Source organism: Mucilaginibacter aquatilis, from assembly GCF_009755275.1.
GTDB classification, from domain to species: Bacteria; Bacteroidota; Bacteroidia; order Sphingobacteriales; family Sphingobacteriaceae; genus Mucilaginibacter; species Mucilaginibacter aquatilis.
In genome coordinates this window covers 182,393-205,606 of sequence record NZ_WQLA01000004.1, presented here as the reverse complement: position 1 = coordinate 205,606, position 23,214 = coordinate 182,393, and the positions used below count along the sequence as shown (strand labels likewise).

The 23,214-nt window shown below is 42.6% G+C and carries 15 protein-coding genes; 10 read left to right on the top strand and 5 right to left on the bottom strand.

Annotated features, from left to right (window positions below; translation table 11 throughout):
• The first annotated feature begins 30 nt into the window (after positions 1–30).
• From GO816_RS11730 to GO816_RS11715, 4 genes are all read left to right on the top strand, one after another.
• Positions 31–720, top strand: coding sequence for a GDSL-type esterase/lipase family protein (locus GO816_RS11730; protein ID WP_157542122.1), 690 nt, complete (start codon positions 31–33; stop codon positions 718–720).
• Positions 721–788: 68 nt separating this feature from the next.
• A complete protein-coding gene (locus tag GO816_RS11725) occupies positions 789–1,868 on the top strand; it encodes a glycoside hydrolase family 5 protein (protein ID WP_157542121.1) in 1,080 nt (359 codons plus the stop codon).
• A gap of 19 nt (positions 1,869–1,887) precedes the next feature.
• The gene (locus tag GO816_RS11720; RefSeq protein ID WP_157542120.1) at positions 1,888–3,858 is read left to right on the top strand and encodes a sialate O-acetylesterase; all 1,971 of its coding nucleotides are present in this window, start codon (positions 1,888–1,890) and stop codon (positions 3,856–3,858) included.
• Positions 3,859–6,540 (top strand): alpha-L-rhamnosidase, encoded by a 2,682-nt coding sequence (locus GO816_RS11715; RefSeq protein ID WP_157542119.1) that lies wholly within the window; start codon positions 3,859–3,861, stop codon positions 6,538–6,540.
• A 1-nt stretch (position 6,541) separates the two neighbouring features.
• Here the strand turns inward: GO816_RS11715 and GO816_RS11710 are convergent, their stop codons facing one another.
• Entirely contained in the window at positions 6,542–7,426 is an 885-nt protein-coding gene (locus GO816_RS11710; protein WP_157542118.1) for an AraC family transcriptional regulator, read from the bottom strand.
• Positions 7,427–7,754: 328 nt separating this feature from the next.
• Here GO816_RS11710 and GO816_RS11705 point away from each other — a divergent pair, with 328 nt between their 5' ends.
• The 5 genes from GO816_RS11705 to GO816_RS11685 are packed head-to-tail and all read left to right on the top strand — an operon-like array spanning position 7,755 to position 15,204.
• Entirely contained in the window at positions 7,755–9,581 is a 1,827-nt protein-coding gene (locus tag GO816_RS11705; protein ID WP_157542117.1) for a sodium:solute symporter family protein, read from the top strand.
• Between the two features lie 22 nt (positions 9,582–9,603).
• A complete protein-coding gene (locus tag GO816_RS11700) occupies positions 9,604–10,803 on the top strand; it encodes a glycoside hydrolase family 130 protein (protein WP_157542116.1) in 1,200 nt (399 codons plus the stop codon).
• Positions 10,804–10,807: 4 nt separating this feature from the next.
• Complete coding sequence (locus GO816_RS11695) at positions 10,808–12,943, top strand: outer membrane protein assembly factor BamB family protein (RefSeq protein WP_157542115.1); 2,136 nt, start codon at positions 10,808–10,810, stop codon at positions 12,941–12,943.
• Between the two features lie 11 nt (positions 12,944–12,954).
• Complete coding sequence (locus tag GO816_RS11690) at positions 12,955–13,854, top strand: apurinic/apyrimidinic endonuclease family protein (RefSeq protein WP_198171504.1); 900 nt, start codon at positions 12,955–12,957, stop codon at positions 13,852–13,854.
• Between the two features lie 21 nt (positions 13,855–13,875).
• The gene (locus GO816_RS11685) at positions 13,876–15,204 is read left to right on the top strand and encodes a DUF3863 domain-containing protein (protein ID WP_157542114.1); all 1,329 of its coding nucleotides are present in this window, start codon (positions 13,876–13,878) and stop codon (positions 15,202–15,204) included.
• 23 nt (positions 15,205–15,227) lie between these two features.
• Here GO816_RS11685 and GO816_RS11680 read toward each other — a convergent pair whose 3' ends face one another.
• Positions 15,228–16,676, bottom strand: coding sequence for a glycoside hydrolase family 140 protein (locus tag GO816_RS11680; RefSeq protein ID WP_157542113.1), 1,449 nt, complete (start codon positions 16,674–16,676; stop codon positions 15,228–15,230).
• 145 nt (positions 16,677–16,821) lie between these two features.
• Here GO816_RS11680 and GO816_RS11675 point away from each other — a divergent pair, with 145 nt between their 5' ends.
• Positions 16,822–17,850: a glycoside hydrolase family 5 protein gene (locus GO816_RS11675; protein WP_157542112.1), complete on the top strand. Its 1,029-nt coding sequence runs from the start codon at positions 16,822–16,824 to the stop codon at positions 17,848–17,850.
• 61 nt (positions 17,851–17,911) lie between these two features.
• On the opposite strand, the gene GO816_RS11670 is transcribed toward GO816_RS11675, so the two are convergent.
• The 3 genes from GO816_RS11670 to GO816_RS11660 all read right to left on the bottom strand — a co-directional run bounded on the left by GO816_RS11670 (position 17,912) and on the right by GO816_RS11660 (position 23,049).
• Complete coding sequence (locus GO816_RS11670) at positions 17,912–19,051, bottom strand: metallophosphoesterase (RefSeq protein WP_157542111.1); 1,140 nt, start codon at positions 19,049–19,051, stop codon at positions 17,912–17,914.
• Between the two features lie 164 nt (positions 19,052–19,215).
• Positions 19,216–20,532, bottom strand: coding sequence for a PepSY-associated TM helix domain-containing protein (locus GO816_RS11665; RefSeq protein WP_157542110.1), 1,317 nt, complete (start codon positions 20,530–20,532; stop codon positions 19,216–19,218).
• Between the two features lie 21 nt (positions 20,533–20,553).
• Complete coding sequence (locus GO816_RS11660) at positions 20,554–23,049, bottom strand: TonB-dependent receptor (RefSeq protein ID WP_157542109.1); 2,496 nt, start codon at positions 23,047–23,049, stop codon at positions 20,554–20,556.
• Positions 23,050–23,214 lie beyond the last annotated feature (165 nt).

The following is a 23,214-nucleotide window of genomic DNA, read 5'->3' as shown; positions in this document are numbered from 1 at the left end:
CATTTTAATGTCCCTGTTTTACTTTCTACAATGTTTAAAATCAACAAATCAAATACACCTGCGCTATTCGTTGCACTTTTAGTTCTAATAATAGGTGGCTTTGCCAGCAACACGCAGGCTCAGGATCAAAAATCTTATTACTGGAATACCATACGCAACTTCCGTAAGCAAGACAGTTTGCAGGCGTTGCCGCAAAACGCTATACTATTTGTAGGTAGTTCATCGTTCACAAACTGGCATAACGTGCAGCAAATGTTTCCTGATTATACCATTGTAAACCGTGGCTTTGGCGGTTCGCAGCTGCCCGACGTAAAGCAGTATTTTGAACAAACTGTTTACCCCAAAAAACTCAAACAAATTGTGCTTTACGCCGGCGACAATGACATTGCCGCAGGAGCTAAACCCGAAGAAGTATTTGACCGTTTTAAACAGGTTTACAATTTGATAAGAAAAGATCAGCCTAAATTGCCGATAGCATACCTATCTATAAAAGGTTGCCCGGGCCGTGCACGCTCAATACCTACAGTGCAAGAAACTAATGCCCTTATCAAAGCATTTTTAGCTAAGGAAAAAAATGCAGCCTATGTTGATGTTTACACGGCAACTATGGATAGTGGAGGCCAGCCCCTTAAACAAATATATGTGGAAGACGGCGTTCATATGAACCAGCAGGGATATGACATATGGGCCAGTGTGCTGAAACCATATCTTAAAAAATAATCTGCTTTACAAACCTGTATTATGCTACCGTTCAACTGGTAGCATAATGCTCAAATCATCTGCATGATATGAAAAAGCAAGTGCTATGCTTATTGGGCATTGCTATGTCTGTATTTTTTGTTTCCTGTAAAAAGAAATCGGTCGAGGGCGAAAGCAAGCCCAACCCTGAGCCTCAAACGTATACCGCACCCGCACAGCCTTTTGGTGTAAACCTTGCCGGTGCCGAATTTGGAAATACCTATCCAGGTACCATCAACCAGCATTATGGTTACCCAACCGCTGCCGATCTGGATTACTTTAAGTCAAAAGGCTTAATGCTCATCCGTTTTCCGTTCAGGTGGGAACGTATTCAACGTTCGCTTTACGCCGAGCTGGATGCTACCGAGCTGGCACGCATGAAAACTTTTATTGATGCTGCAAAAGCACGTAACATGTTTGTTTTGCTTGATATGCACAACTATTGCCGCCGTAAGGTGGGTGATGTGTTTGAAGAAATTGGTTCAAACGCTATTCCGTTGGAATCGGTAGGTGATGCCTGGGCAAAGCTGGCCGCTGCATTTAAAGGTTACGATAACATTTGGGGTTACGGTATTATGAACGAGCCATACGGCTTAACCAAACTTACCTGGTTCAACATAGCGCAATCCATTATTACTAAAATACGTGCAGTTGATAACAAAACAACCATTGTGGTGGGCGGCGATTCGTTTAGTTCAGCATCAAGGTGGCCCGAAGTAAGTAATAATTTAAAAGACCTCAACGACCCGTCAAACAACCTTATCTACGAGGCACACACGTATTTTGATAATGATTCATCAGGCAATTACGATCAATCATATACCGACGAGAAAGCCAATGAAAATACCGGTGTGCAACGTGTAACCCCGTTTGTGCAATGGTTGAAAACAAATAACAAACGCGGCTTTGTTGGCGAATACGGCGTACCGCGCAATGATGCCCGCTGGCTGGTGGTACTGGAAAATATGTTGAAGTATCTTAATGCTAACTGCGTTAACGGCTGCTATTGGGCCGCGGGGCCACGCTGGCCTGAAGACGAGCATCTTTCTATCCAGCCGTGGCACGGTGATTTGCCTCAAACTGCTATATTGCAAAAGTACCAAAAAACCAATCCTGAAAATTGTAAATAGCCATAGTTGGCAACCCGGAATGATAAACAGATTTTTATTACTGCTTGCTTTGTGCATTTTCTCATCGGCGATAAGTGCCAATGTAACTTTACCAAAGCTTTACAGCGATGGTATGGTATTGCAGCGCAACAAGCCCATCAGTCTTTGGGGGTGGGCAAATAAGGGAGAGAAGATTACAGTAAGTTTTAAAAAGCAGAAGAAAGTAACGATTACCGGTAATGATGGCAAATGGAAAATCATTTTAGGTGCTGAACCCGCAGGTGGACCATTTGTGCTTACCATAAAGGGTGCCAATGTAATAACCGTTAGTGATGTTTTACTGGGCGAAGTTTGGGTATGTTCCGGTCAATCAAACATGGAATTTTCTGTGCGCGGAAGCAATAATGCCAGCAGGGAAATACGCGAGGCCGATTACCCGCAAATACGTCATTTTAAAATACCCAACGCCATTGCCAAGCAACCACAGGATGATTTTACAGGCGGCAGTTGGAAAAGCGCAACACCCGAAAATGTAGCCGATTTTACAGCCGTAGGTTATTTTTATGCACGCGAGTTGTATAAAAAGCTTAAGGTGCCTATTGGCTTGATTAATGCAAGTTGGGGTGGAACAGACATTGAACCTTGGATAAGCCGTCCTGCTTTGGAGAACAGCGAAATTTTTAAAGCTATGGCGCAATCGCTTCCGCCTGCGGCTAATCTTGATGTGATCATTAAGGAACGAAAAGTACAGCTAACGAAAACTATCAACCGCCTTCAGGGAACTTTACCTAAAGACTCGGCTACGGCTTCGGTTTGGCGCAACGCTGATTTTGACGACTCGAAGTGGACTGAAAGCCCGGTCCCTGCGTTTTGGGAACAATCGGTAGAAAACTTTGACGGAACCGCCTGGTTACGTACCACATTTAGCATCAGCCGTAAAAATGCAGGCAAGCTTGCCGAACTGCATTTAGGTATGATTGACGATGCCGACATCACTTACTTAAACGGTGTTAAAGTGGGGGGCATTAAAGATGGTTACAACACGCAACGTGTATACCCAATAAACCCAGGCATGCTTAAAGAAGGTTTAAATACCATAGCCGTACGGGTAGAAGATGCAGGCGGTGGCGGCGGAATAACCGGTAAGCCCGATGATATTAAACTTTTAGTAGGAGAGGACACCATCAACCTGGCCGGTAAATGGAAATTTCAAATAGAATCATTGTGGAAGGGTAGCAGCAACGCGGCAGATCCCAACTTGTTCCCAAGCTTGCTGTACAATGGCATGATTAATCCGCTGGTTCATTATCGTATTAAAGGTGTGCTTTGGTACCAAGGCGAAAACAATGCGCAAAGGGCTTACCAGTATCGGGCGGCCTTGCCTTTACTCATTAAGGACTGGCGCAAAAACTGGCAGCAAGGCAATTTCCCTTTTTACGTAGTTCAAATTTCCAGCTGGAAAGCCTCCGGTGGTGATAGCCGTATTGGCAGCCAATGGGCAGAACTGCGCGAGGCGCAAATGCAGGCGTTAAAACTACCCAACACTGGCCTGGCTGTTACCATTGATGTAGGCGAAACAAATGATATTCACCCAAAAAACAAGCAGGATGTAGGCAAGCGGCTGGCAGCTATTGCCTTAAACCAGTCGTACGGTCAAAATGTTGCTTTTAAAGGGCCATCATACAAAAGCATGGAGGTTAAAAGCGGGGAGGTGGTTGTTAGCTTTAACGATGATGACGGCGGCTTGTGGGTAAAAGATAAGTATGGCTATATAAAAGGGTTTGAAATAGCAGGTGCCGATCAAAAATTTTATTACGCCAAAGCAATTTTAAAAGAATGTAAAATTATATTAGCTAACGCTAATGTTAGCAACCCGGTTGCTGTGCGTTATGCTTGGGCCGATGATGCCTTAGATGCTAATGTTTATAATAAAGAGGGGTTTCCGCTAATGCCTTTTCGCACGGATGATTGGAAGGGCGTAACTGAAAACGTAAATTATACCGTAAAATAAATGAAGTGGATTAGTGTTATCGCCGTAGTTGTGTCGTTTCTGGGTGCATCAAATGTAGGTTTTGCGCAGTGCAAACCAGCGCATTTACAGTGTGAAAGCCTGACCAGCCCATTAGGTATTGACGTGCAACAGCCGCGTTTAACCTGGAACTTGTTGGGTTGTACGGCTGGTGCTCAGCAGGTGTCATACAATATTGTGGTTGGTACCGACTCAGTAGCAGTATCGGCAGGTAAAGGCAATGTTTGGCAGTCGGGCAGTATCAATAGGGATGATATGCTTGCCGTCGTACCCTCGGGTTTATTGCAATCTTTTACTCGCTACTATTGGCAGGTAACGGTTAAGAATAACGCAGGGACTTCTGCAACGTCTGTTGTATCAAACTTTGAAACCGCGTTGATGAGCAGCGCCGACTGGAGAGGCGCATGGATCACCGACGGAATTAACGTAAATGAAAAACCTGCGGGATACTTTCGCAAAGCGTTTAAACTTACCAAACCAGTAAAAAGTGCAAGAGCCTACATTGTAGCCGCCGGTTTGTATGAACTTTACCTTAACGGCAAAAAGGTGGGCAACCATCGCCTTGATCCAATGTTTACACGTTTCGACAGGCGCAACCTTTACATCACGCACGATGTAACCGCCATGTTAAACAACGGTCAGAATGCCTTAGGGGTGTTGTTAGGAAATGGCTGGTACAATCATCAATCTACGGCGGTATGGTTTTTTGATAAAACGCCGTGGCGCGCCCGGCCGAAGTTTTGTATGGATGTGCATATAACTTACGCCGATGGTACCAAAGAGATTATATCTACTGATAACACGTGGAAAACATCGCACGGGCCGCTCATATTCAATAGTATTTACACGGCAGAACATTACGATGCCAGGCTGGAGCAAAACGGCTGGAATACTGCGTCTTTTATCGACACCGCCTGGAAAAATGCAATATATACTTCGGCGCCATCAAAAAATATTGTCGCTCAGCAATTGTATCCCATCAGGGATGTGCAGGCGCTTAAACCGGTAGGCCTAAAAAAACTGAATACAGGATCTTACGTGTTTGATTTTGGCCACAACATGGCCGGCGTAAGCCAGATAAAAGTTAAAGGCAGCGCTGGTACCACGTTGAGATTAATACATGGCGAACGTTTAAAACCTGATGGACATGTTGATCAGTCAAATATTGATTACCATTACCGGCCAACGGATGATAAAGACCCTTTTCATCAGGATATTCTAATCCTTTCGGGTAAAAAAGAAGACACGTTCCGGGCAACGTTCAATTACAAAGGGTTCCAGTATGTTGAAGTTGTATCAAGTGAACCTGTAAGTTTAACTAAAGAGAGCATGATAGCCTATTTCATGCATAGCGATGTGCCTGCCGTGGGTAAAATACAATCATCAAGCACTTTGCTTAATAAAATATGGCAGGCAACTAACAACTCATATCTATCTAACTTTTTTGGTTATCCAACCGACTGCCCTCAACGTGAAAAGAACGGCTGGACTGGTGACGCACATATAGCTGTGGAAACTGGTCTATATAATTTTGACGGTAAAACCATCTATGAAAAATGGCTGGCCGATCATCGTGACGAACAGCAGCCTAATGGCGTACTACCGGCCATAATACCCACGGCCATGTGGGGTTATGATTGGGCTAACGGCCCCGACTGGACAAGTACCATAGCTATTATACCGTGGAATTTGTATTTGTTTTATGGTGATAAACGTCCGTTAGAGCAAAACTACGAAGGGTTAAAAAGATACGTTGACCATATTGAAAGCCTGAGCCCGGCCGGGTTGACTGACTGGGGGCTGGGCGATTGGATTCCTATTAAATCACAATCCAATAAAGAGTTAACATCCTCGATTTATTATTTCATTGATGCGGGTATATTAGCCAAAGCTGCGAAGGTTTTAGGCAAACAGTCTGATCATGAAAAATACCACGCACTTGCAGATAAGATAAAGAACAGCGTCAACAAAAAATTCTATAACCAATCTACCGGCTCGTATTGTTCAGGCTATCAAACCGAGTTAAGCGCGCCGCTCTACTGGGGTTTGGTTCCAGATGGCGACAAAGCTAAGGTTGCGAAAAACCTTGCATTGCGAGTGCAGGCAGATGGGGGACTGGATGTTGGCTTGTTAGGTTCGAAAACCATCTTAAACGCACTTAGTGAAAATGGATATACCGATTTAGCTTATAAACTAGCCTCTAACGAAAAGTATCCGTCATGGGGATGGTGGATTAAGAACGGAGCAACCACCTTGTACGAAAACTGGAAGATAGAAGGCAGTTCAGACATATCCTTAAACCATATTATGTTCGGCGAAATAAGTGCCTGGTACTACAAAGCCTTAGGCGGCATATTCCCTGATGCTAACGCTCCCGGATTTAAAACCGTGATCCTAAAACCAAATTTTGTAAACGGCTTAACCCAATTCAGCGCAACCCATACAGGTCCTTACGGAGACATTGTATCATCATGGAAGAAAAAAGGTAACAAAGTATCCTACGATGTAACTGTTCCGGCCAATAGTAATGCTGTTTTAGAAGTGAAGGCGACTAACATTAAATCAAAATCACCAGCATCAGGGGTAAAAATCAATCAGTCGTCGGCCGGTTTGTATTCAATGCAGCTACAGTCTGGCAGTTACAGGTTTGATATTCAATTATAATTTAAACAAATACCCTCACCCCTGAGAAGTTTTCACGAAACTCCTTAGGGGTACAGCCCTTTTTCTTTTTAAACAAACGGTTAAAGTTCGACATATTATTGAAGCCGCACTGGTAAGATATTTCGGTAACCGAGTGTGTGGTATCAATCAGCATGCGCGATGCATGGCCCAGCCTTATTTCATTTAAGCTGTTAATGAAAGTGTTACCAGTTCGTTTTTTAATAAAGCGGCTAAATGATTCGTCTGTCATGTTTACAAGTTTGGCCACATCGTTAAGTGATATCTGATTATGGTAATTGGTGTTCATAAACTCAAAAGCTTTTTCGAGCCGGCGACTGTTATAACTGAAATTTTTGCTGTTTAAAAACGACGTGTCCGAAAGCGAAAAAATCTTCCGTGAAGTTGATAAATCATGCAAAAGGCTAATCAGATCCATTACCGAATCAAAGCCGCTGCGCTGGCTTAATGTTAAAATACGGTCGCGCACTGCTTCAATAGTTTTTTGAGGGAATGATACACCGCGAGCGCTCATATCAAACATTTTTTTGATAAAGCTTAACTGGTTACGCGTTAAAAACTTCTCATCAAAAAGGTCCTTATGCCATTGTATGGTTACTTCTGTTATTTCAGTAGTGCATTGGTGGGTAAGCCATACATGGGGCGTGTTTGGACCAATGAGTACCAGTTCAAGGTCATCTATTACCTCAATGTGGTCGCCTACAATACGCTTAGCGCCTTTGGCATTCAGTATCAGGTTCAGTTCATATTCATCATGATAATGCAGCGGGAAATTGAACTCCTTTTTCACCCTCGAAAAAATGGTGAAGCAATCAAAAGGCGTTAAAGGAGTAATCTCCTTAAAAACATTTTTGTGCAGGTTTTGCATGGCAGTAAATGAAAAATATATTCAGGTTTATAGGTTAAATGTATTTTAAAGTTATGCCATTGCAAAAATTAATGTAAAAAATAGCCGTGTTTGGCTAAAAAAGTATTAGTACTAATTAGCAGCTTTAAGCAATTTTACATCATATAAACCTGAGTAAAGTAAGTATGTATTTCTAAGCAAAATTGTTGCGGTTGCAAGCAGTATACCTTTCATTTAGTTTGTTTTTAATACAATTGAAGTTGGTTTTCATTGCACAATCAATTATAAGCACATTGGTACTTTCATTACAATTCTCTAAATAATTAAATAATACATCCTTAAGCCCCTAATGAAGTTACAGGCAATAGATATAAGCATCATCATTTTCTACCTGGTTATGATGGTGATGATTGGCTGGTTTTACAAAAATAAAGCCCGCCAAAACAAAGAAAGCTACCTGATGGGAGGTAAAAAACTACCATGGTACATGCTTGGATTGAGTGATGCATCAGACATGTTTGACATTAGCGGCACCATGTGGATGATTTCCCTGTGTTTTGTGTATGGGTTAAAAAGCATTTGGATACCCTGGCTTTGGCCCGTTTTTAACCAGGTATTTAATATGATGTTTTTGGCTAAATGGTTGCGCCGGTCGGGTGCAAACACAGGCGCCGAGTGGCTGGCTACCCGTTTTGGGGTAAGCGGTAAAGGCGTTAAAGCATCTCACAACATCATTGTAGCGTTTGCACTTATCAGCTGTCTGGGATTTTTGGCTTATGGCTTTGTTGGCCTTGGCAAATTCATTGAGATTTTTGTACCGTGGAATCTGGTAAAAGGTTATATCCCATTTGAGGTTCCGGCACAGTATGTAGCTCATTTCTACGGTATCATTTTTACCTTATTTGCTATGTTTTACTCCATTCTGGGAGGAATGCACAGTATCGTAGTGGGCGATGTGATCAAGTACATTATTATGACGGTAGGGTGTGTTGCTATAGCCATTATAGCATTCACACATTTAAACGGCCGTCAATTAAACGTACCAGCCGATTGGCAGAACCCGTTTTTCGGCTGGAGGCTTGATTTGGATTGGAGCAACATTATAGCCGATGCAAACCGTAAGATAAAAGAAGATGGTTTTAGCCTGTTCGGTATCTTTTTCATGATGATGCTGTTTAAAGGTGTTTTTGCAAGCCTTGCTGGTCCGCCGCCAAGCTACGATATGCAAAAAGTACTATCTACAAGCAGCCCTAAGGATGCTTCGAAAATGACCGGCTTTGTTTCAATTGTATTGCTGCCCATCAGGTACTCTATGGTCATTGGTCTTACGGTGCTGGCTTTACTTTATTACAATCAAATCAACATCAAAGTAAACGGCACGGCCGATTTTGAACGCATATTGCCTGCCGCTATCAACACCTTTTTACCTGTTGGCATATTAGGCTTGGTACTCACCGGCTTGTTGGGCGCATTTATGGGAACATTTTCGGGCACGCTCAATGCTGCCCAAGCCTACATAGTTAACGATATATACCTCAAGTATGTAAACCCCGATGCTCCGAACAAAAAAATTATTACCCTCAATTATATTGTTGGAGTTGTGGTGGTATTTGTAGGGGTTTTGCTGGGCTTTTTTGCCAAAGACGTCAACAGTATTTTGCAATGGCTGGTAGGTGCTTTATATGGAGGGTATATAGCCGCCAACATGCTTAAATGGTACTGGTGGAGGTTTAATGCCAATGGCTTTTTCTGGGGAATGGCATCGGGTATTGTAGCAGCGTTGGTGTTCCCTTTTATTTTTGATGGCATACTGCCGCTTTATGTTTGGCCTTTATTGTTTGCAATATCGGTAACTGGTTGCATAGTTGGCACCTACACGGCACCGGCAACTGACGAAGCAATTTTAAAGAAATTTTACAGCACTGTTAAGCCCTGGGGATTTTGGCAGCCGGTGCATCAACTGGTTGTTGCCGATACTCCTGGCTTTGAACCTAACAAACGGTTTGGGCTCGATATGTTCAACGTAGTGCTGGGCATCATATCGCAATGTTGCTTAACCATTTTGCCTATGTATGCAGTTTTATGGATGAAACTGCCCCTAATAGTAACCATCGGTATTTTGATAGTGGTGCTAAGCATTCTCAAAAAAACCTGGTGGGATAAACTCGAAGATTAACCTTATTAAAGTGATAGATCACATGAATACAAGTTTTAAAAGCAGACTTGACACCCTTGAGCGTGAGCACACGTTGCTTATTGACAGAAGGAATTTAAAGAAAACGTCATCTAACGGAATATTTGACCGTTATGAGTACCCTATACTTACCGCCGAGCATGCGCCGCTTGAATGGCGGTATGACTTTAATCCAACAAGCAATCCGTACTTAATGGAGCGTTGCGGTATTAATGCCATTTTTAACGCAGGTGCTATTAAGGTAGATGGTAAATACCTGGTAGTGGCCAGAGTGGAAGGGTTGGACCGTAAATCGTTTTTTGCAGTGGCCGAAAGCGATAACGGTATTGATGGCTTTAAGTTTTGGGACTACCCGGTTGAAATGCCCGAGAATGAAATGCCTGATACCAACGTATATGATATGCGTGTGGTAAAACACGAAGACGGTTGGATTTACGGCTTATTTTGTACTGAAAGGCGTGATCAATCAGCACATGAAGGCGATCAGTCTGCCGCTATAGCACAATGTGGAATTGCCCGTACCAAAGATTTAAGAAGCTGGGAAAGACTTGCCGATCTTAAAACGCCATCGCCTCAGCAACGCAACGTTGTTTTACATCCCGAGTTTGTGGATGGTAAATATGCATTTTATACCCGCCCGCAAGATAGCTTTATTGAAGCCGGAAAGGGTGGCGGTATAGGCTTCGGGCTAAGCAGTTCAATTGAAGAGGCCGTAGTAGAGCAGGAAATTGTGATCGACAGAAAAGTATATCACACCGTTTACGAAGCCAAAAATGGTTTAGGTCCGGCGCCAATTAAAACTGAGCATGGTTGGTTGCATCTTGCACATGGTGTACGTAACACTGCAGCCGGCTTAAGATATGTGCTTTATATGTTTATGACCGATTTGCATGACATCACCAAGGTAGTTCATAAACCGGCAGGTTATTTTATGGCACCGGAAGGCGAGGAACGAATTGGCGATGTGTCGAACGTACTGTTTAGCAACGGGTGGATAGTTGACGAAGACGGAACTGTATTTATTTATTACGCATCTTCAGATACGCGCCAGCATGTAGCCACATCAACTGTTAACAAGTTGGTTGATTACGTGATGAATACGCCTGAAGATCAATTGCGATCATCAAAAACTGTTGAGGCTATAGCAGCTATGGTTGATAGCAACAAAAAGCTTAACGGAACGGCCGAGCCTGTAAGTATTTAACATTATGAATAGCGGTAAACATAGTAATTTTAGGCATAATCCTTTGTTAAGGTTTGGTGCATTGCTATGGCTAATTGTGTTGTTTGCCAGTTGCGACAGGATAGAGCTGTATAAGAACACGGTTGACTGGTCAAACCCAGGGGGCGACGCAGGTCAAACCAAATACTCAACGCTTGATCAAATTAACGCCACCAACGTTAAAAACCTTAAGGTAGCCTGGATTTTTAAGTCGGGTAACAATGATGGCAACGTGCAGTGTAATCCGTTAATTGTTGGCGGAATTATGTTTGTAACAACGCCTTCGCAAACTCTTTTTGCCGTAGATGGAACAAACGGTAAAATGCTCTGGCGTTTTGACCCGTCGCGCAAAGGCGAAAAACTTGGTGGCCTCAATAGAGGTGTTGTTTACTGGCGTTCGGGCAATGATGCTTTCCTGTTTTACACAGCAGGCAGTTTCCTTTACAAGGTTGATATGTATACCGGCTATGCCGATAAAGCTTTTGGAGACGAAGGTCGTATTGACCTGAACAAAGGTTTAGTACGCTCACCCGATAAAATGGCTATAACTTCTCCGGGAGCACCAGCCATTTATAAAAACATGGTTATTGTAGGCGCATTAAGCTGGAGTGCCCCGGCCAACGTTAGCGCATTTGATGTGCATACCGGCAAGCGCTTATGGAAGTTTAATACTATACCCCAGCCGGGCGAACATGGTTACGAAACCTGGGGCAATAAAAATTTTTGGAAAGATGGAGCGGGCATTAACTCCTGGGGAGGCATTACGGTTGACAAAGAAACCGGAATGGTTTATTTCCCTACAGGACAACCAAAAGATGATTTTTACCGGGCCGATAATAGGGGCGCGCAATTATATGGTAACAGTATAGTTGCCGTAAACGCCAATACTGGTAAGCGTGTATGGCATTATCAGGCCATTCATCATGATTTGTGGGATTTGGATATGCCGTGTGCGCCAACATTAGTCACACTTAACGTGGACGGCAAACGGGTCAGAGGCGTTATGCAGCTTACCAAAACAGGTAATATTTTACTGTTCGACCGATTAACGGGTAAACTGCTGTCAAATGTAGTTGAAACGCCTGTGCCGCAATCAACATTACCGGGCGAGTATTCTTATCCAACGCAACCTAAAGTATTATGGCCGCAATCATTCACAAAGCAGGTGGTTACCGCTGATGATGTTACTAACCGCACACCTGAGGCACATAACACTGCAAAGAAGATTATTGCCGAATCAGAAACCGGCTGGTATTTGCCGCCATCAAAAAAGGGAATTTTATACTATGGCATACATGGTGGAGCGGAGTGGGGTGGTGGGTCATATGATCCGCAGGAGAATATGCTTTACATAAATGCTAACGAACTGGCCTGGCTCATTAAAATGAAAGATATTAATGACGCCGGTAAACAATGTGGCAACAAGGGCGAGCCGATGAGTGCAGGTAACGCTGTGTTTTTGAAAATGGGTTGCCCAAGCTGCCACGGTGCTAACCGCGAAGGGCAGGGTGCTGCCCCGGCGTTGACCCAGCTCGATAAAAAATATAAAGAAGCTGATATTGTAAATATACTTAAAAACGGCCGCGGAGCTATGCCTGCATTTCCGCAAATAGAGGAAAAAGATAGAAAAGACATCGTTGAGTTTTTGCTCAATAAAAAAAGTACTTCGGCATCGGTGGCAGTTAAAGGTAAGCCTGAGTTCCGTTCGTTAGGATATAATAAATTTTTAGATGCAGATGGTTACCCGGCCACTGCACCGCCATGGGGTACACTAAATGCGGTTGACCTTACCACCGGTAAAATTAAGTGGAAAGTACCGTTGGGAGAATATCCTGAGCTTACAAAAAAAGGTATGCCAATAACCGGTACCGAAAATTTCGGCGGCAACCTTGTTACTAAGGGTGGCTTAATTTTTATTGGAGCAACGCGTGATGAAAAGTTCAGAGCATTTGATAAAAACACAGGTAAAATAATGTGGGAAGTGAAGCTTCCTTACGGTGGATACGCTTCGCCAAGTACTTATGCTGTTAATGGCAAGCAATACATTGTGATACCTGCTACAGGCGGTGGCAAGCTGGGCGGACCGACCGGCGACACCTACGTGGCCTACGCTTTACCTTAACCATTTCAACTATGAAAAGATACCAGTTTTATACCTTGATGATTGTTTGTGCGCTAACAGTTGCTACGGTTGCTTTTACAACTAAGGTGCCATCAAAAAAAGGTGTTTTTGCAAAGAGCAATTTGGTAGCCTGGTGCATTGTGCCTTATGATGTAAAGAATCGTAACGCCGAAGAACGTGCACAAATGCTTAACCACCTAGGCATAACTAAAATGGCGTACGACTGGCGTGAAAAGCATATTCCTTATTTTGATGATGAACTGAAAGCGCTTAAAAAACATCACATTAAGTTACAGGCATTCTGGTACATGTCTGGACCTAACCCGCAACGCGACACCAACTTAAAAATTATACTTGATGTGCTGAAGCGCAATAAAGTTAAAACGCAAATTTGGCTCATGATGATTGGCGTTGATATGGAAAAAATGACACAGCAGCAAAAGGTAGATACGCTTAGCAAACCGGTAAAGTATATTGCTGAGCAAGCTGCAAAAATTGGCTGCCAGGTTGGTTTGTATAATCATGGAGGCTGGTATGGCGAACCTGAAAATCAGTTGGCCATTATCAACAAGTTGAAAATGCGTAGTGTGGGCATGGTATACAATTTCCACCATGCCGAAGAACAGGCTTCAAGATTCTCAAAGTTTTATCCAAAAATATTACCGCATTTGCTAACGCTAAATATTTCGGGCCTTAAAGGCGTTGATCCTGCAAAGGTAGTGCCTGTTGGCGAGGGCGATACCGAATACCAGCTGATGAAGATGGTGCTAAAAAGCAATTACAAAGGTCCGATAGGTATCATTAACGAGGACACTCATCCTGATGCAGAAACCGGCCTGAAGATAAATATGGATGGGGTTGCTAACGTGCTTAAATCCATTGGCGATAAAACTGATTTAAAAACATACTAATAACAACATGCTGCTTTAATTATGAAACCAATTTATTTATTACTGAGCTTTGTATTTGGCGCAGCTGTTACTATTGCTCAACCTAAACCTTACAGCGGTGTGCTCAACGGCAACCGCTTTCTTACTTTTAACGCCATTATAAGGGTTAACCAAATAGAGGCAACCCGTACCCTTAACCTGGGCGAGGATGAACGTAGCCTGCACACGCCTCAACGGGTAATAGCCTTTCGTAAGGCGATAGAAGATGGCTTCCCGGGCGCGCGTATTACATGGGCATTAAGCTGGCTGGCTTTGCATGATACCACAGCCAATTACGTGGCAATTAAAATGCTGGTAACGAAATACCATAAGCAGTATGGCGATGAAGTAACATTTATACCGGGAGCATATTTTTCAAACGCACACAATACCCGCAGCCAGGTAAATAAAGATTTGCACGACGGGTTGGCTAAGGTGTCGGCCATCGTAGGGAATAATTACCGTCCAAAATGTGTAGTTGCCGGTTTCCTGGCCGCAGCTAACCAAAAATACTTGGCCACAACCGAAAACATTCATGTATGTCAGGGAAATATATGGAGCCAGTACGCAATCGATAATCAGGATGGCGAAGGTTCGGTAGTTTACCCATATTACCCGTCTGTTGACCACTTTTGTAAGCCGGCACAATCCAAAACCGACTTGATCGATTGCGTAAACCTTGACGGTTGGACAATGGATTTTTTAGCCGCTAGGCGTGAAGGTTATGCCGACGGCTTTAATAGCCGGCTTGGCGTAGGGCCTATCGAAACATTAGGTAAGTATGGTGAAACTACCGGTGTTAGAGAAATGATACACACCACGGCAGCACATTTTGATGAAGGCTTTAAGCTTAACAAGTTTGGTTGGGTGACGGTGAACTGGGAAGTATCGCTTGATATACCGGTGAGCGGTTTAACCGAATGGTTACACCAAATTAAAAAACGATGGCCGCAAACACAATTTATTACTATGGGAGAGTTTGGCCTTACCTGGCGCAAAGCTTATAAAACCAATAATTTTAATTATCAGTTCGTCCAACGCGGAAGCGGTATTGGAGGTTCGGACAAACCAATGGAAATAAAATGGTTGATGAATAAATCTTTCCGCCTTGCGCTGTTACGCAACTGGCAAACTAAAAGCCCATGGCAGGTGATTGATTTTACAAAATACGATGGCAAAATTAAAGAGCCTGACACACTTACCCGCAACTGGAGCATTTTGGGCACTATTAATCAAAAGCAAACCCGCGCGCAAGACAAACCTGTAAGTTTAAGCAAGTTGTCGCCAAACGATATTAAGCTTATCCGCAAGCACTATCCCGGGTTCAAATAAAATTCGGGGTTTTGCAGAGGCATTTACAACTTACTTTCTAACAGCAGCACCCAGTCATTACCTGGTCCTGCCGTTGGGGGAGTGAAACGTTGAAGACTTGCATGTTTGAAAGTATTTATATATGATTTTTTCCCAAGCCGTGGGTCATACCAGTAAGCCTTTAAAGAAGATTTCAGCTGTTTAAGGTCAATCACGGTTGATTGCCCCAGTGCCATATAAACAATAGCTAAAGTATGTTTGCTGTTGGATGCCGCAGCTATGTAGGTGCTGTCAGCAGCGTTCTTTCCTTTTAATAGTTCTGTATCCGGAATCAAATTGTAAAAGCGGTTTGCAAACAGTTTGTTTAAGTTTTTGATCTGCCGGGCTCCGGGGCTGTTCAATGCTTCATTCCAGTCGGTAAGGGTGGGTATTACAAAACTGCCACCTTTTTTAAACATTTGCCAAACGGCGTTATGGCCGTAAGTGTAACCACATGCTCCCGATAAAAGATTCCAGTAGGCGTGTACACGAACATCGTAGTCGGTAAAAAAACCTTTTTTAAAATGGGATTTATCTGCCAGCAAATTGTCTTTAGTTAATATGGCAGTGGGTACGCTTTGCTGTTGGTCTAACTTCATAAACGCCCAAAATTCAACAGGGATGTCTTCATAGGCAGGCTCGGCGTCTAAAAATGGTTTTACAGGTTTCTTTTTATAATCGGCTTGTGCAAACTTGTAAACCGGCATAAAGTGGTGGGCGTGGCCACTTTGGTAAGTGTTAAAATCAATCCACTTATCATTTTGAAACCAACGCGACGACGAACTTTCACCTGCGGGATGATAAGTGATTAACTGCCTGTTATCGCCTTTTTTCAAGCCTGCTGCCATAGCTTTCCATATATTATAAGTAGTTGCGTCATTTATAGCCCTGTCGCCACCCAATACCCAAATTATTGGCTTTTTAGCGTAACGCCGGGCTAAAAATTCACCATAGGCTGATGCGTTGCTTTCATTAAAAATAACTGAGTCTTTACTTATGCGGTTTGATGGCACCTTATCGGCCCATGTAGGCAGCATAGCCATGTGTAACCCGAGCGATGCAGCCTTGTTAATTACGTGATCGATATGTTTAAAAAAGGCATTGTTAGGTTTTAGAGGTGACAGGCTGGTAAAAGGTAAATGACCGTAAACATCAGGTTTGGTTAAGCCGCTATCTTCAGAAATAATTACGGCCTGTATAATTGTAAACCCTTGTTTGGCTCGGGTTTCGAGGTAATGGTCGGCTTCAGCGTCGCTCAGCTTGTGGAATAATTCCCAGGCAGTATCTCCCATCCAAAAAAAAGGTTTACCTTTTGCGTCAACCAAATATCGTTTATTGGCACTTACCTTGAGTGTTTGGCTGGTAGCCGATAACTGGTAAAATGATAGGACAAGTAATAGTATAATTAATCGCATGTTTAAGCTTGGAATTGGAGCTTTAAATGTATTAACCATTTTATATAATTGTGATATAATAACAGTTAAAGATAAACCTCGGTTAAAAAAGTATTACAACCCGCAAACAGGTAAGTGTACTTTTGAGACGTTTACTAATGCAGGCTCATTTATTTTGAGCCACGTTTAACCATTATACCAACTTATGAGAATAGTTTGTACAGCATTGCTTGCCTGCGCATGTTTCGTATCTGTAAGTGCACAATCACTAAAGGCGTTAAAAGCGGGACCTGCGCCATTTGGTGTGAATTTGGCAGGAGCCGATTTTGGGCAGATACCGGGCACTTATGAGAAAGATTACGATTACCCTACCGCTAACGATGTTGAGTATTTAAAGTCAAAAGGTTTCAGGCTAATCAGGCTTCCATTTTTGTGGGAACGGTTACAGCCGCAATTGAATGGTGAGTTAGACACATTCCAGGTAAATAAACTGGTGCAGGTGATTGATGTAGCCGCTAAAAAAGGCATGCTGGTGGTACCCGATATGCACAATTATTGCCGCCGTATGGTTGGCAAGGAGCTTACTTTAATTAATACCAATGGTATAAGCATAGCTATGGTAGCCGATGCCTGGAAAAAGCTGGCTGTAAAATTAAAAGACAAAAAAAATATATGGGGCTACGGTATTATGAACGAGCCTCATGATATGCCCGATAGTACCGCCTGGTTTAATATAGCACAAGCTATCATCACTCAAATACGTACGGTAGACAAGAAGCATCCTATAGTTGTTGGCGGCGATAATTGGAGTTCGGCAGCCAAATGGCAAAACGGAAGCGACCACCTCAAAAACCTAAAAGACCCAGCTAATAATCTGGTATTTGAAGCACACCTGTATTTTGATAATGATGGATCGGGCACTTACAAAGTAAGCTACGAAGATGAAAAGGCAACCCCTCAAACCGGTGTGGAACGTGCGCAGCCATTTGTAAACTGGCTTAAAAAAAATAAACTTAAAGGCTTCATAGGTGAGTACGGCGCGCCCGATGATGATGAACGCTGGCTGGTTACTCTAGATAATTTTTTGAAATATATACAGGCAAACGGAGTTAACGGTACTTACTGGGCAGCCGGTCATCGCTGGGGCGACTATAAATTAGCCGTACAACCTGTAAACGGAAAAGACAGGCCGCAAATGAAAGTGTTAAGCAAGTACACTTTTGTAAAGAAATAGAGAATTAAAGATTACTATCTCGTATTAACTACGAAAAACAAGGGACATAGGCTATATGCATTTAGTCTATGTCCTCAGTTTTAATTGTATCATTATCTTCATTGTAAATCAGCTCCTTTTTATTGCCCGATGCATCTAAAACATACCATTTACCTTTAGTGTAAAGTGCAGCGGCCCTATCGCCTTTATGCTCATTAACGTCAAGCCCTACCACTTTTCCACCGTAATACAAGCCAATATTTTGTTTAATTATGGTATGGCCAACAACAATGTATTTTACTTTATATTGCTTTAATGTGGCATCAACAGTTTGCATACTTGCCCTTGACTTTGTGAAGTAACCCCTGTACCAAAATACGCCTTGATTTCCTAGAAAAGACTTCAAGATATCAGGAGTTACTTTAGAGGATTTATCAAGATAAGGCCGCGATGCGTTGTTTATTTCGTCTACTGTTAGTTTTTGCTCAAGGGCATCGGCAGACATACCTCCGTGCATAACCAGCATATCGCCAATCTTCTCAATTATATTCTTACTTCTCAACCATCTACCAAGCTCGGTATCGGCGTTGTGCAAATCGCTGTATGATTCATGCATAAGCTTAGCGTTAGCCCAGTATAAAGGCTGCACGTAACGGTAATCGCCTTTAAAGTTCATAATGTCATGATTACCTAATATCACGTTTACATCACCACCTTTAGCCCTTGCATCATCTTCTAATTTGTAAAGCAGCCACAAGTAGGGTGTTACCTGTTTACCACGATCAAACAAATCGCCCGCAATTACAAGACGGCCTTTGCCAAATAACCAGTTATAGTTAGAGTCGATAACATTGTTGGCCAATAAAATTTCACGGAATGCGGTAAATTCACCTTCTATGTCCGACAGAAAAAGCATAGGTTCTGAACCCGAAAAACTTGCCGACCGTGGTGATATCTTTTTTTTAAGCTTAACTGTAAAACTCCAGTCGGGGTAACCATCTACATCTACCCTAAACTTCGTGTCAGCCCTGTCACTTACTTTAAAGCTGTCAATTTTAAGCTTTAACTTTTTACCTTTTTTTTCAATCCGCTTGGCATAGCCATAGTCGCCTTTGTAAAAAATATACGGTCCATCAACAGTGGGATGACTTGGCTGAGCTGTAACGCAATGGCTGATACCGCTGAAAAGGCCTGCAAGCAGGATCCAAAAAACTTGCTTCATTTAATTTAAACTGTACAAATTAATAATTCAATTATCCACTTTAATTACTAATGTAACTGCCGTGTGTACTTGTAACAGTAAAGCTTACGCATTGTGAGTCGCGGGTTTGTAAAATAACATTTCACCAAACTGTCGGCCACTTTATAAATTGGAACAAACCATCTTCATAAAGATGTTGAACTGCTTGCCAGCATTGCTTCCGAAACCTTACTTGTATGGGATGGTTTAAAGTTACGCTCTTGCATTTCACTTGAGCTTTTACGCTTTGGCTTTTTGTCACCTTTCTTTTTGAACTTGCGATTATACCAAACCAAAAATCCGGTGACTGGTAAGCTGGCACCAATCAGCGATGCAAAAAAAGCAAGTACTTTACCCGGAAATCCCAAAATGCTGCCGACATGAATATCATAGTTCATTTTGCGTAATTTTTGCCCGAATGAAGCTTGCTCATAAGGTACAGAGTAGGCGTCTTCTCTGATAAACTCTTTTAGCGTATGTTGGTCAAACGAGTACCCCCTGCTATTATAGAATTGACCTCTATTTGGGTAAACTGTAATATCAATAGCTGCCTTGGGTTGGCTGGCATCAGCAAAGCTGTAATAAAAGCCCATTGACTTAGGATGCCTTGATATTACCTTGCTCCATGCTAAATCCATGGCCTGGCCGGTGGTATAAAATTTTCCTTGTTGCAATGAGTCAGACTGCATACGCTTGTATTCAGCCAGCTTTTCACCGCCTGATGTTACCCAATAAACGCTTTCGCTGTACCATTTAATGCCATACACCATGCCGGTTAGGGCAATACAAGCAAGGAATATCATGGCATAAAAGCCTAATACGTTGTGCAAGTCAAGATTGAGCCGCTTAAACGATGCATTCCATTTTATGGTGAAGCTCTTTTCGCGTGTAGTTTTATTCCATTTTTTGGGATACCACCAAATGAGGCCCGTTATTAAAATTACTACAAAAATTAGCGTTGCATAGTTTACAACGGGGCGACCGATTTCTACAGGCAGCCACAAAAAACGATGCCCATTTAAAATAAATCTGAAAAAATCTGTTTCACCTTTTTTGTGTTCTTCCCGTGCCAATACCTCTCCCGTGTAGGGGTTTATTTTCAATACGGTGTTGCCACTTCTTCTTTCTTTTGGTTTGGCATCGGCAAGGCGTAAGCTTAAATTAATTGCCCTGCCTTGCTGGTAATTTGCATAGGAGGGAACCTTACCGGGGTAAAGACGGGATGCTATTTCAGTTAATTCAGAAGGCTTAAGTACCGGTTTGTCCTGCCATTCAACTTTAGTTTGAGGTTCAAGCAAACCGGTAATTTCTTCATTAAACACCCAAATACAGGCGTTTACACATACAATAAACACAATGATGCCCGATATAAGGCCCAGCCACAAATGCAGCCAGTTGTTAATCCGTTTAAATACCGAATCTTTATGCTTCTTTGCGTTTATGGACTTGTTAGCGGTCATCATTGCGTAGTGTTAGATTGGTGATTATTTAAAACGGTAAGCAATAGTTATTCTGCCGTTTCTTGGATACTCGTAGATGTAAGTATAGTAAGAAACAGCAGTTGCAGTTTCCTGAGCCAGTTTGGTATATGAGCCTTGAGTTAGCAAACGACGGTCGAGTAAATTGTTTACAAGTGCAGAAATTGTAATTCTTCCTTTTTCATAAGATGCTCCGGCGTCAAAGCGATAGTAGGCAGGTAGTTTCATTGGAGAAGTTGTCGATCCTGCATTTCTGCCCAGTTGAATCTGGTAACCACCTGATAGACCAAAACCTTTGAATATTGAATTTTCATCATCAACACGATATGACAACCAGCCGTTTGTTATATGTTTTGCTGAGTTAGGCACGCGGTTGCCTACCAATACCGGACGGGTATCTTCAAGTACCTTTGCATCGGTATAGGCATAATTCAATACTAAATTCAAGCTTTTAGTCAATTCCCCATTAATATCAAGTTCAATACCTTTTGATCTTATTTTACCAAGTTGAATTTGTGCGTTTGGATTTATACCAATGTTATCAAAGTCGGTAGCAAGCACATTACTTTTAGTGATTTGATAAATTGCAAATGTTGTATTCCATCTACCCTCAAACCAATCTTTCTTCAAACCTAATTCTACGTTACTTCCTCTAATTGCCCTGAAAGGAGTGCCAGTAAAATTATTTGTATTGGCTACAGGTAAATAGCTTTGATCATACAAAGTGTAAGCACTAAAATCATTAGTGATTGAGTAGCTCAAACCAAATCTTGGCGTGAAAACATTATCAGATATTTGCTGGCTGTTGGTTTTGCCTACAGTTACCGAATGAGTGAAACGACCGGCAAGGGTTAAGCGCAACTTTTCGTCAAGCATGCGAATTTCATCCTGTAAATAAGCACCGGTATAAGTAAGATTGGTTGCGTATGTGTTTGAGCCAGATCTTACCTGCAAACTTCTCGATCTATCGAAAAAAGGAATGTTTTTAGTGGGAATGCCGTATTCAGGATTATAAATATTGAAGGTTCGGTTGTCAGTTAATTGAAGATCGGCAAGCATGGTGCTCGAAAAATCGCCCCAGGTTTTAAGGTTACCCATATCAATACCCGTTAATATGCGGTGTATTACTTTACCTGTAACCAAATCGCCCATTACGCTTAACTGTGCGTTCTTATTTATGGCAAGCTCTTCACTGATATTCAAGTACCTGCGCATGTCACCGTTAGGCGCAATTGACGATGGCCATGGTGAACCGCCAAACATGCCATATCGTACATAATTTGCCTGGCCGTTAAGTGTCCAGTCCTTATTAAGTTTATGCCTTAAATAAAAAGTAACGTTGTGGTCATTTAGCTTCACCGGGTCTAGCGAAGGATCGCCCAAAAAGAAGCTAGGGTCGGTATCGGCAAAACCCTTCGGTGAAAATCCGTATGAGCCTAAAGCTTGTGCTTCTACATGCTGTGTGGTGTACTCGGCCGTTACTAGGGTGTTGCTGTCAATTTGATAGCTAATTACCGGGGCAATAACGTACTTATCAGTGTAGTTGTATTTGTTATAACTGCCCTTGGTTTGCGCAGCTAAATTGAGGCGAAACAATAGTTTTCCATCACGTGATAATTTTCCATCAATATCAACCGCGCCACGGCCAAGGTTGTAACCACCTCCGCTAAGGCTAACCGAACTGCGGTTTTGGCCAGTAGGCTTTTTAGTAACGATGTTGTATATACCTCCCGGTTCGCCGTTGGCCATCATAAAACCTGATGGGCCTTTTACAAACTCAATACGGTCAATGGTAGCAGCATCGTCAGCAAGCGGTCCCCAAGGCATTTTTTGGTTCATACCGTTACGGAATGCCGGAATATTGGTGCCACGCATAAAAATGTTTGCGTATTGGGCATCCCAGTGGCCAACGCGGGTGGCACCGCTTACGTTGCGGGTTATACCATCAACAATGTCAAACACTTGCTGATCGGCCATTAACTGGCTGGTAACAACCTGTATATTTTGAGGCACCTCTATAAGAGGCGATTGTAACCTTAACGAAGAGGAGGGACGTTCAACCTTGTATTTCTTTTTTACAGTTTTTACCTGTACCTCGGCCAACTCCGAGCGGTTTTCATTTAGCGAGAAATCGGCAATAACGGTGCTTTTGCCGTTTACATGTACATTTTTTTCTTTAGGGTAAAGACCAACGGCTGTAACCACAATAGTGTAATCACCTTCGGGTACCCGTTTAATCTGGTATTGTCCGTCTTCGTCGGTAATGGCACCAAAGCGGGTGCCTTTCAGTGTAACAGATACCATCGGTGCAACTGTACCATCAGAAGTAGTAATACGACCTCGAATTGTACCGGTTTGCTGATCGTCGTCATTCAAGATAACATGTAGAGTGTTTACATACGCAACATTGTTGGTTTTGTGTAAGTTGTTTAGTGTTGCCGCATTTAAAGAGAGCGCGGCGGTGCAGGCTGCACCAATTAGCAGAAAATTTTTAACTTGCATTACTTTTAATTCAACGTTAAGAGTAAGCCGGGTTCTCCGGCCAGCCACACAGGGTCAGATCCTGTGTGGCATTTTTTTACAAAGCTAAGTTTATTTAGAATAAATCCAAATAAACTTAGCTTTGGGTTTTAAATTTTTGTGCTTTGTTCCCCGATAAATTAGTCC

Bases quoted from the DNA above. Each gene is read 5' to 3' on its own strand.
- GO816_RS11730 (WP_157542122.1), top strand. From the start codon at position 31: ATGTTTAAAATCAACAAATCAAATACACCTGCGCTATTCGTTGCACTT.
- GO816_RS11725 (WP_157542121.1), top strand. From the start codon at position 789: ATGAAAAAGCAAGTGCTATGCTTATTGGGCATTGCTATGTCTGTATTT.
- GO816_RS11720 (WP_157542120.1), top strand. From the start codon at position 1,888: ATGATAAACAGATTTTTATTACTGCTTGCTTTGTGCATTTTCTCATCG.
- GO816_RS11715 (WP_157542119.1), top strand. From the start codon at position 3,859: ATGAAGTGGATTAGTGTTATCGCCGTAGTTGTGTCGTTTCTGGGTGCA.
- GO816_RS11710 (WP_157542118.1), bottom strand. From the start codon at position 7,426: ATGCAAAACCTGCACAAAAATGTTTTTAAGGAGATTACTCCTTTAACG.
- GO816_RS11705 (WP_157542117.1), top strand. From the start codon at position 7,755: ATGAAGTTACAGGCAATAGATATAAGCATCATCATTTTCTACCTGGTT.
- GO816_RS11700 (WP_157542116.1), top strand. From the start codon at position 9,604: ATGAATACAAGTTTTAAAAGCAGACTTGACACCCTTGAGCGTGAGCAC.
- GO816_RS11695 (WP_157542115.1), top strand. From the start codon at position 10,808: ATGAATAGCGGTAAACATAGTAATTTTAGGCATAATCCTTTGTTAAGG.
- GO816_RS11690 (WP_198171504.1), top strand. From the start codon at position 12,955: ATGAAAAGATACCAGTTTTATACCTTGATGATTGTTTGTGCGCTAACA.
- GO816_RS11685 (WP_157542114.1), top strand. From the start codon at position 13,876: ATGAAACCAATTTATTTATTACTGAGCTTTGTATTTGGCGCAGCTGTT.
- GO816_RS11680 (WP_157542113.1), bottom strand. From the start codon at position 16,676: ATGGTTAATACATTTAAAGCTCCAATTCCAAGCTTAAACATGCGATTA.
- GO816_RS11675 (WP_157542112.1), top strand. From the start codon at position 16,822: ATGAGAATAGTTTGTACAGCATTGCTTGCCTGCGCATGTTTCGTATCT.
- GO816_RS11670 (WP_157542111.1), bottom strand. From the start codon at position 19,051: ATGAAGCAAGTTTTTTGGATCCTGCTTGCAGGCCTTTTCAGCGGTATC.
- GO816_RS11665 (WP_157542110.1), bottom strand. From the start codon at position 20,532: ATGATGACCGCTAACAAGTCCATAAACGCAAAGAAGCATAAAGATTCG.
- GO816_RS11660 (WP_157542109.1), bottom strand. From the start codon at position 23,049: ATGCAAGTTAAAAATTTTCTGCTAATTGGTGCAGCCTGCACCGCCGCG.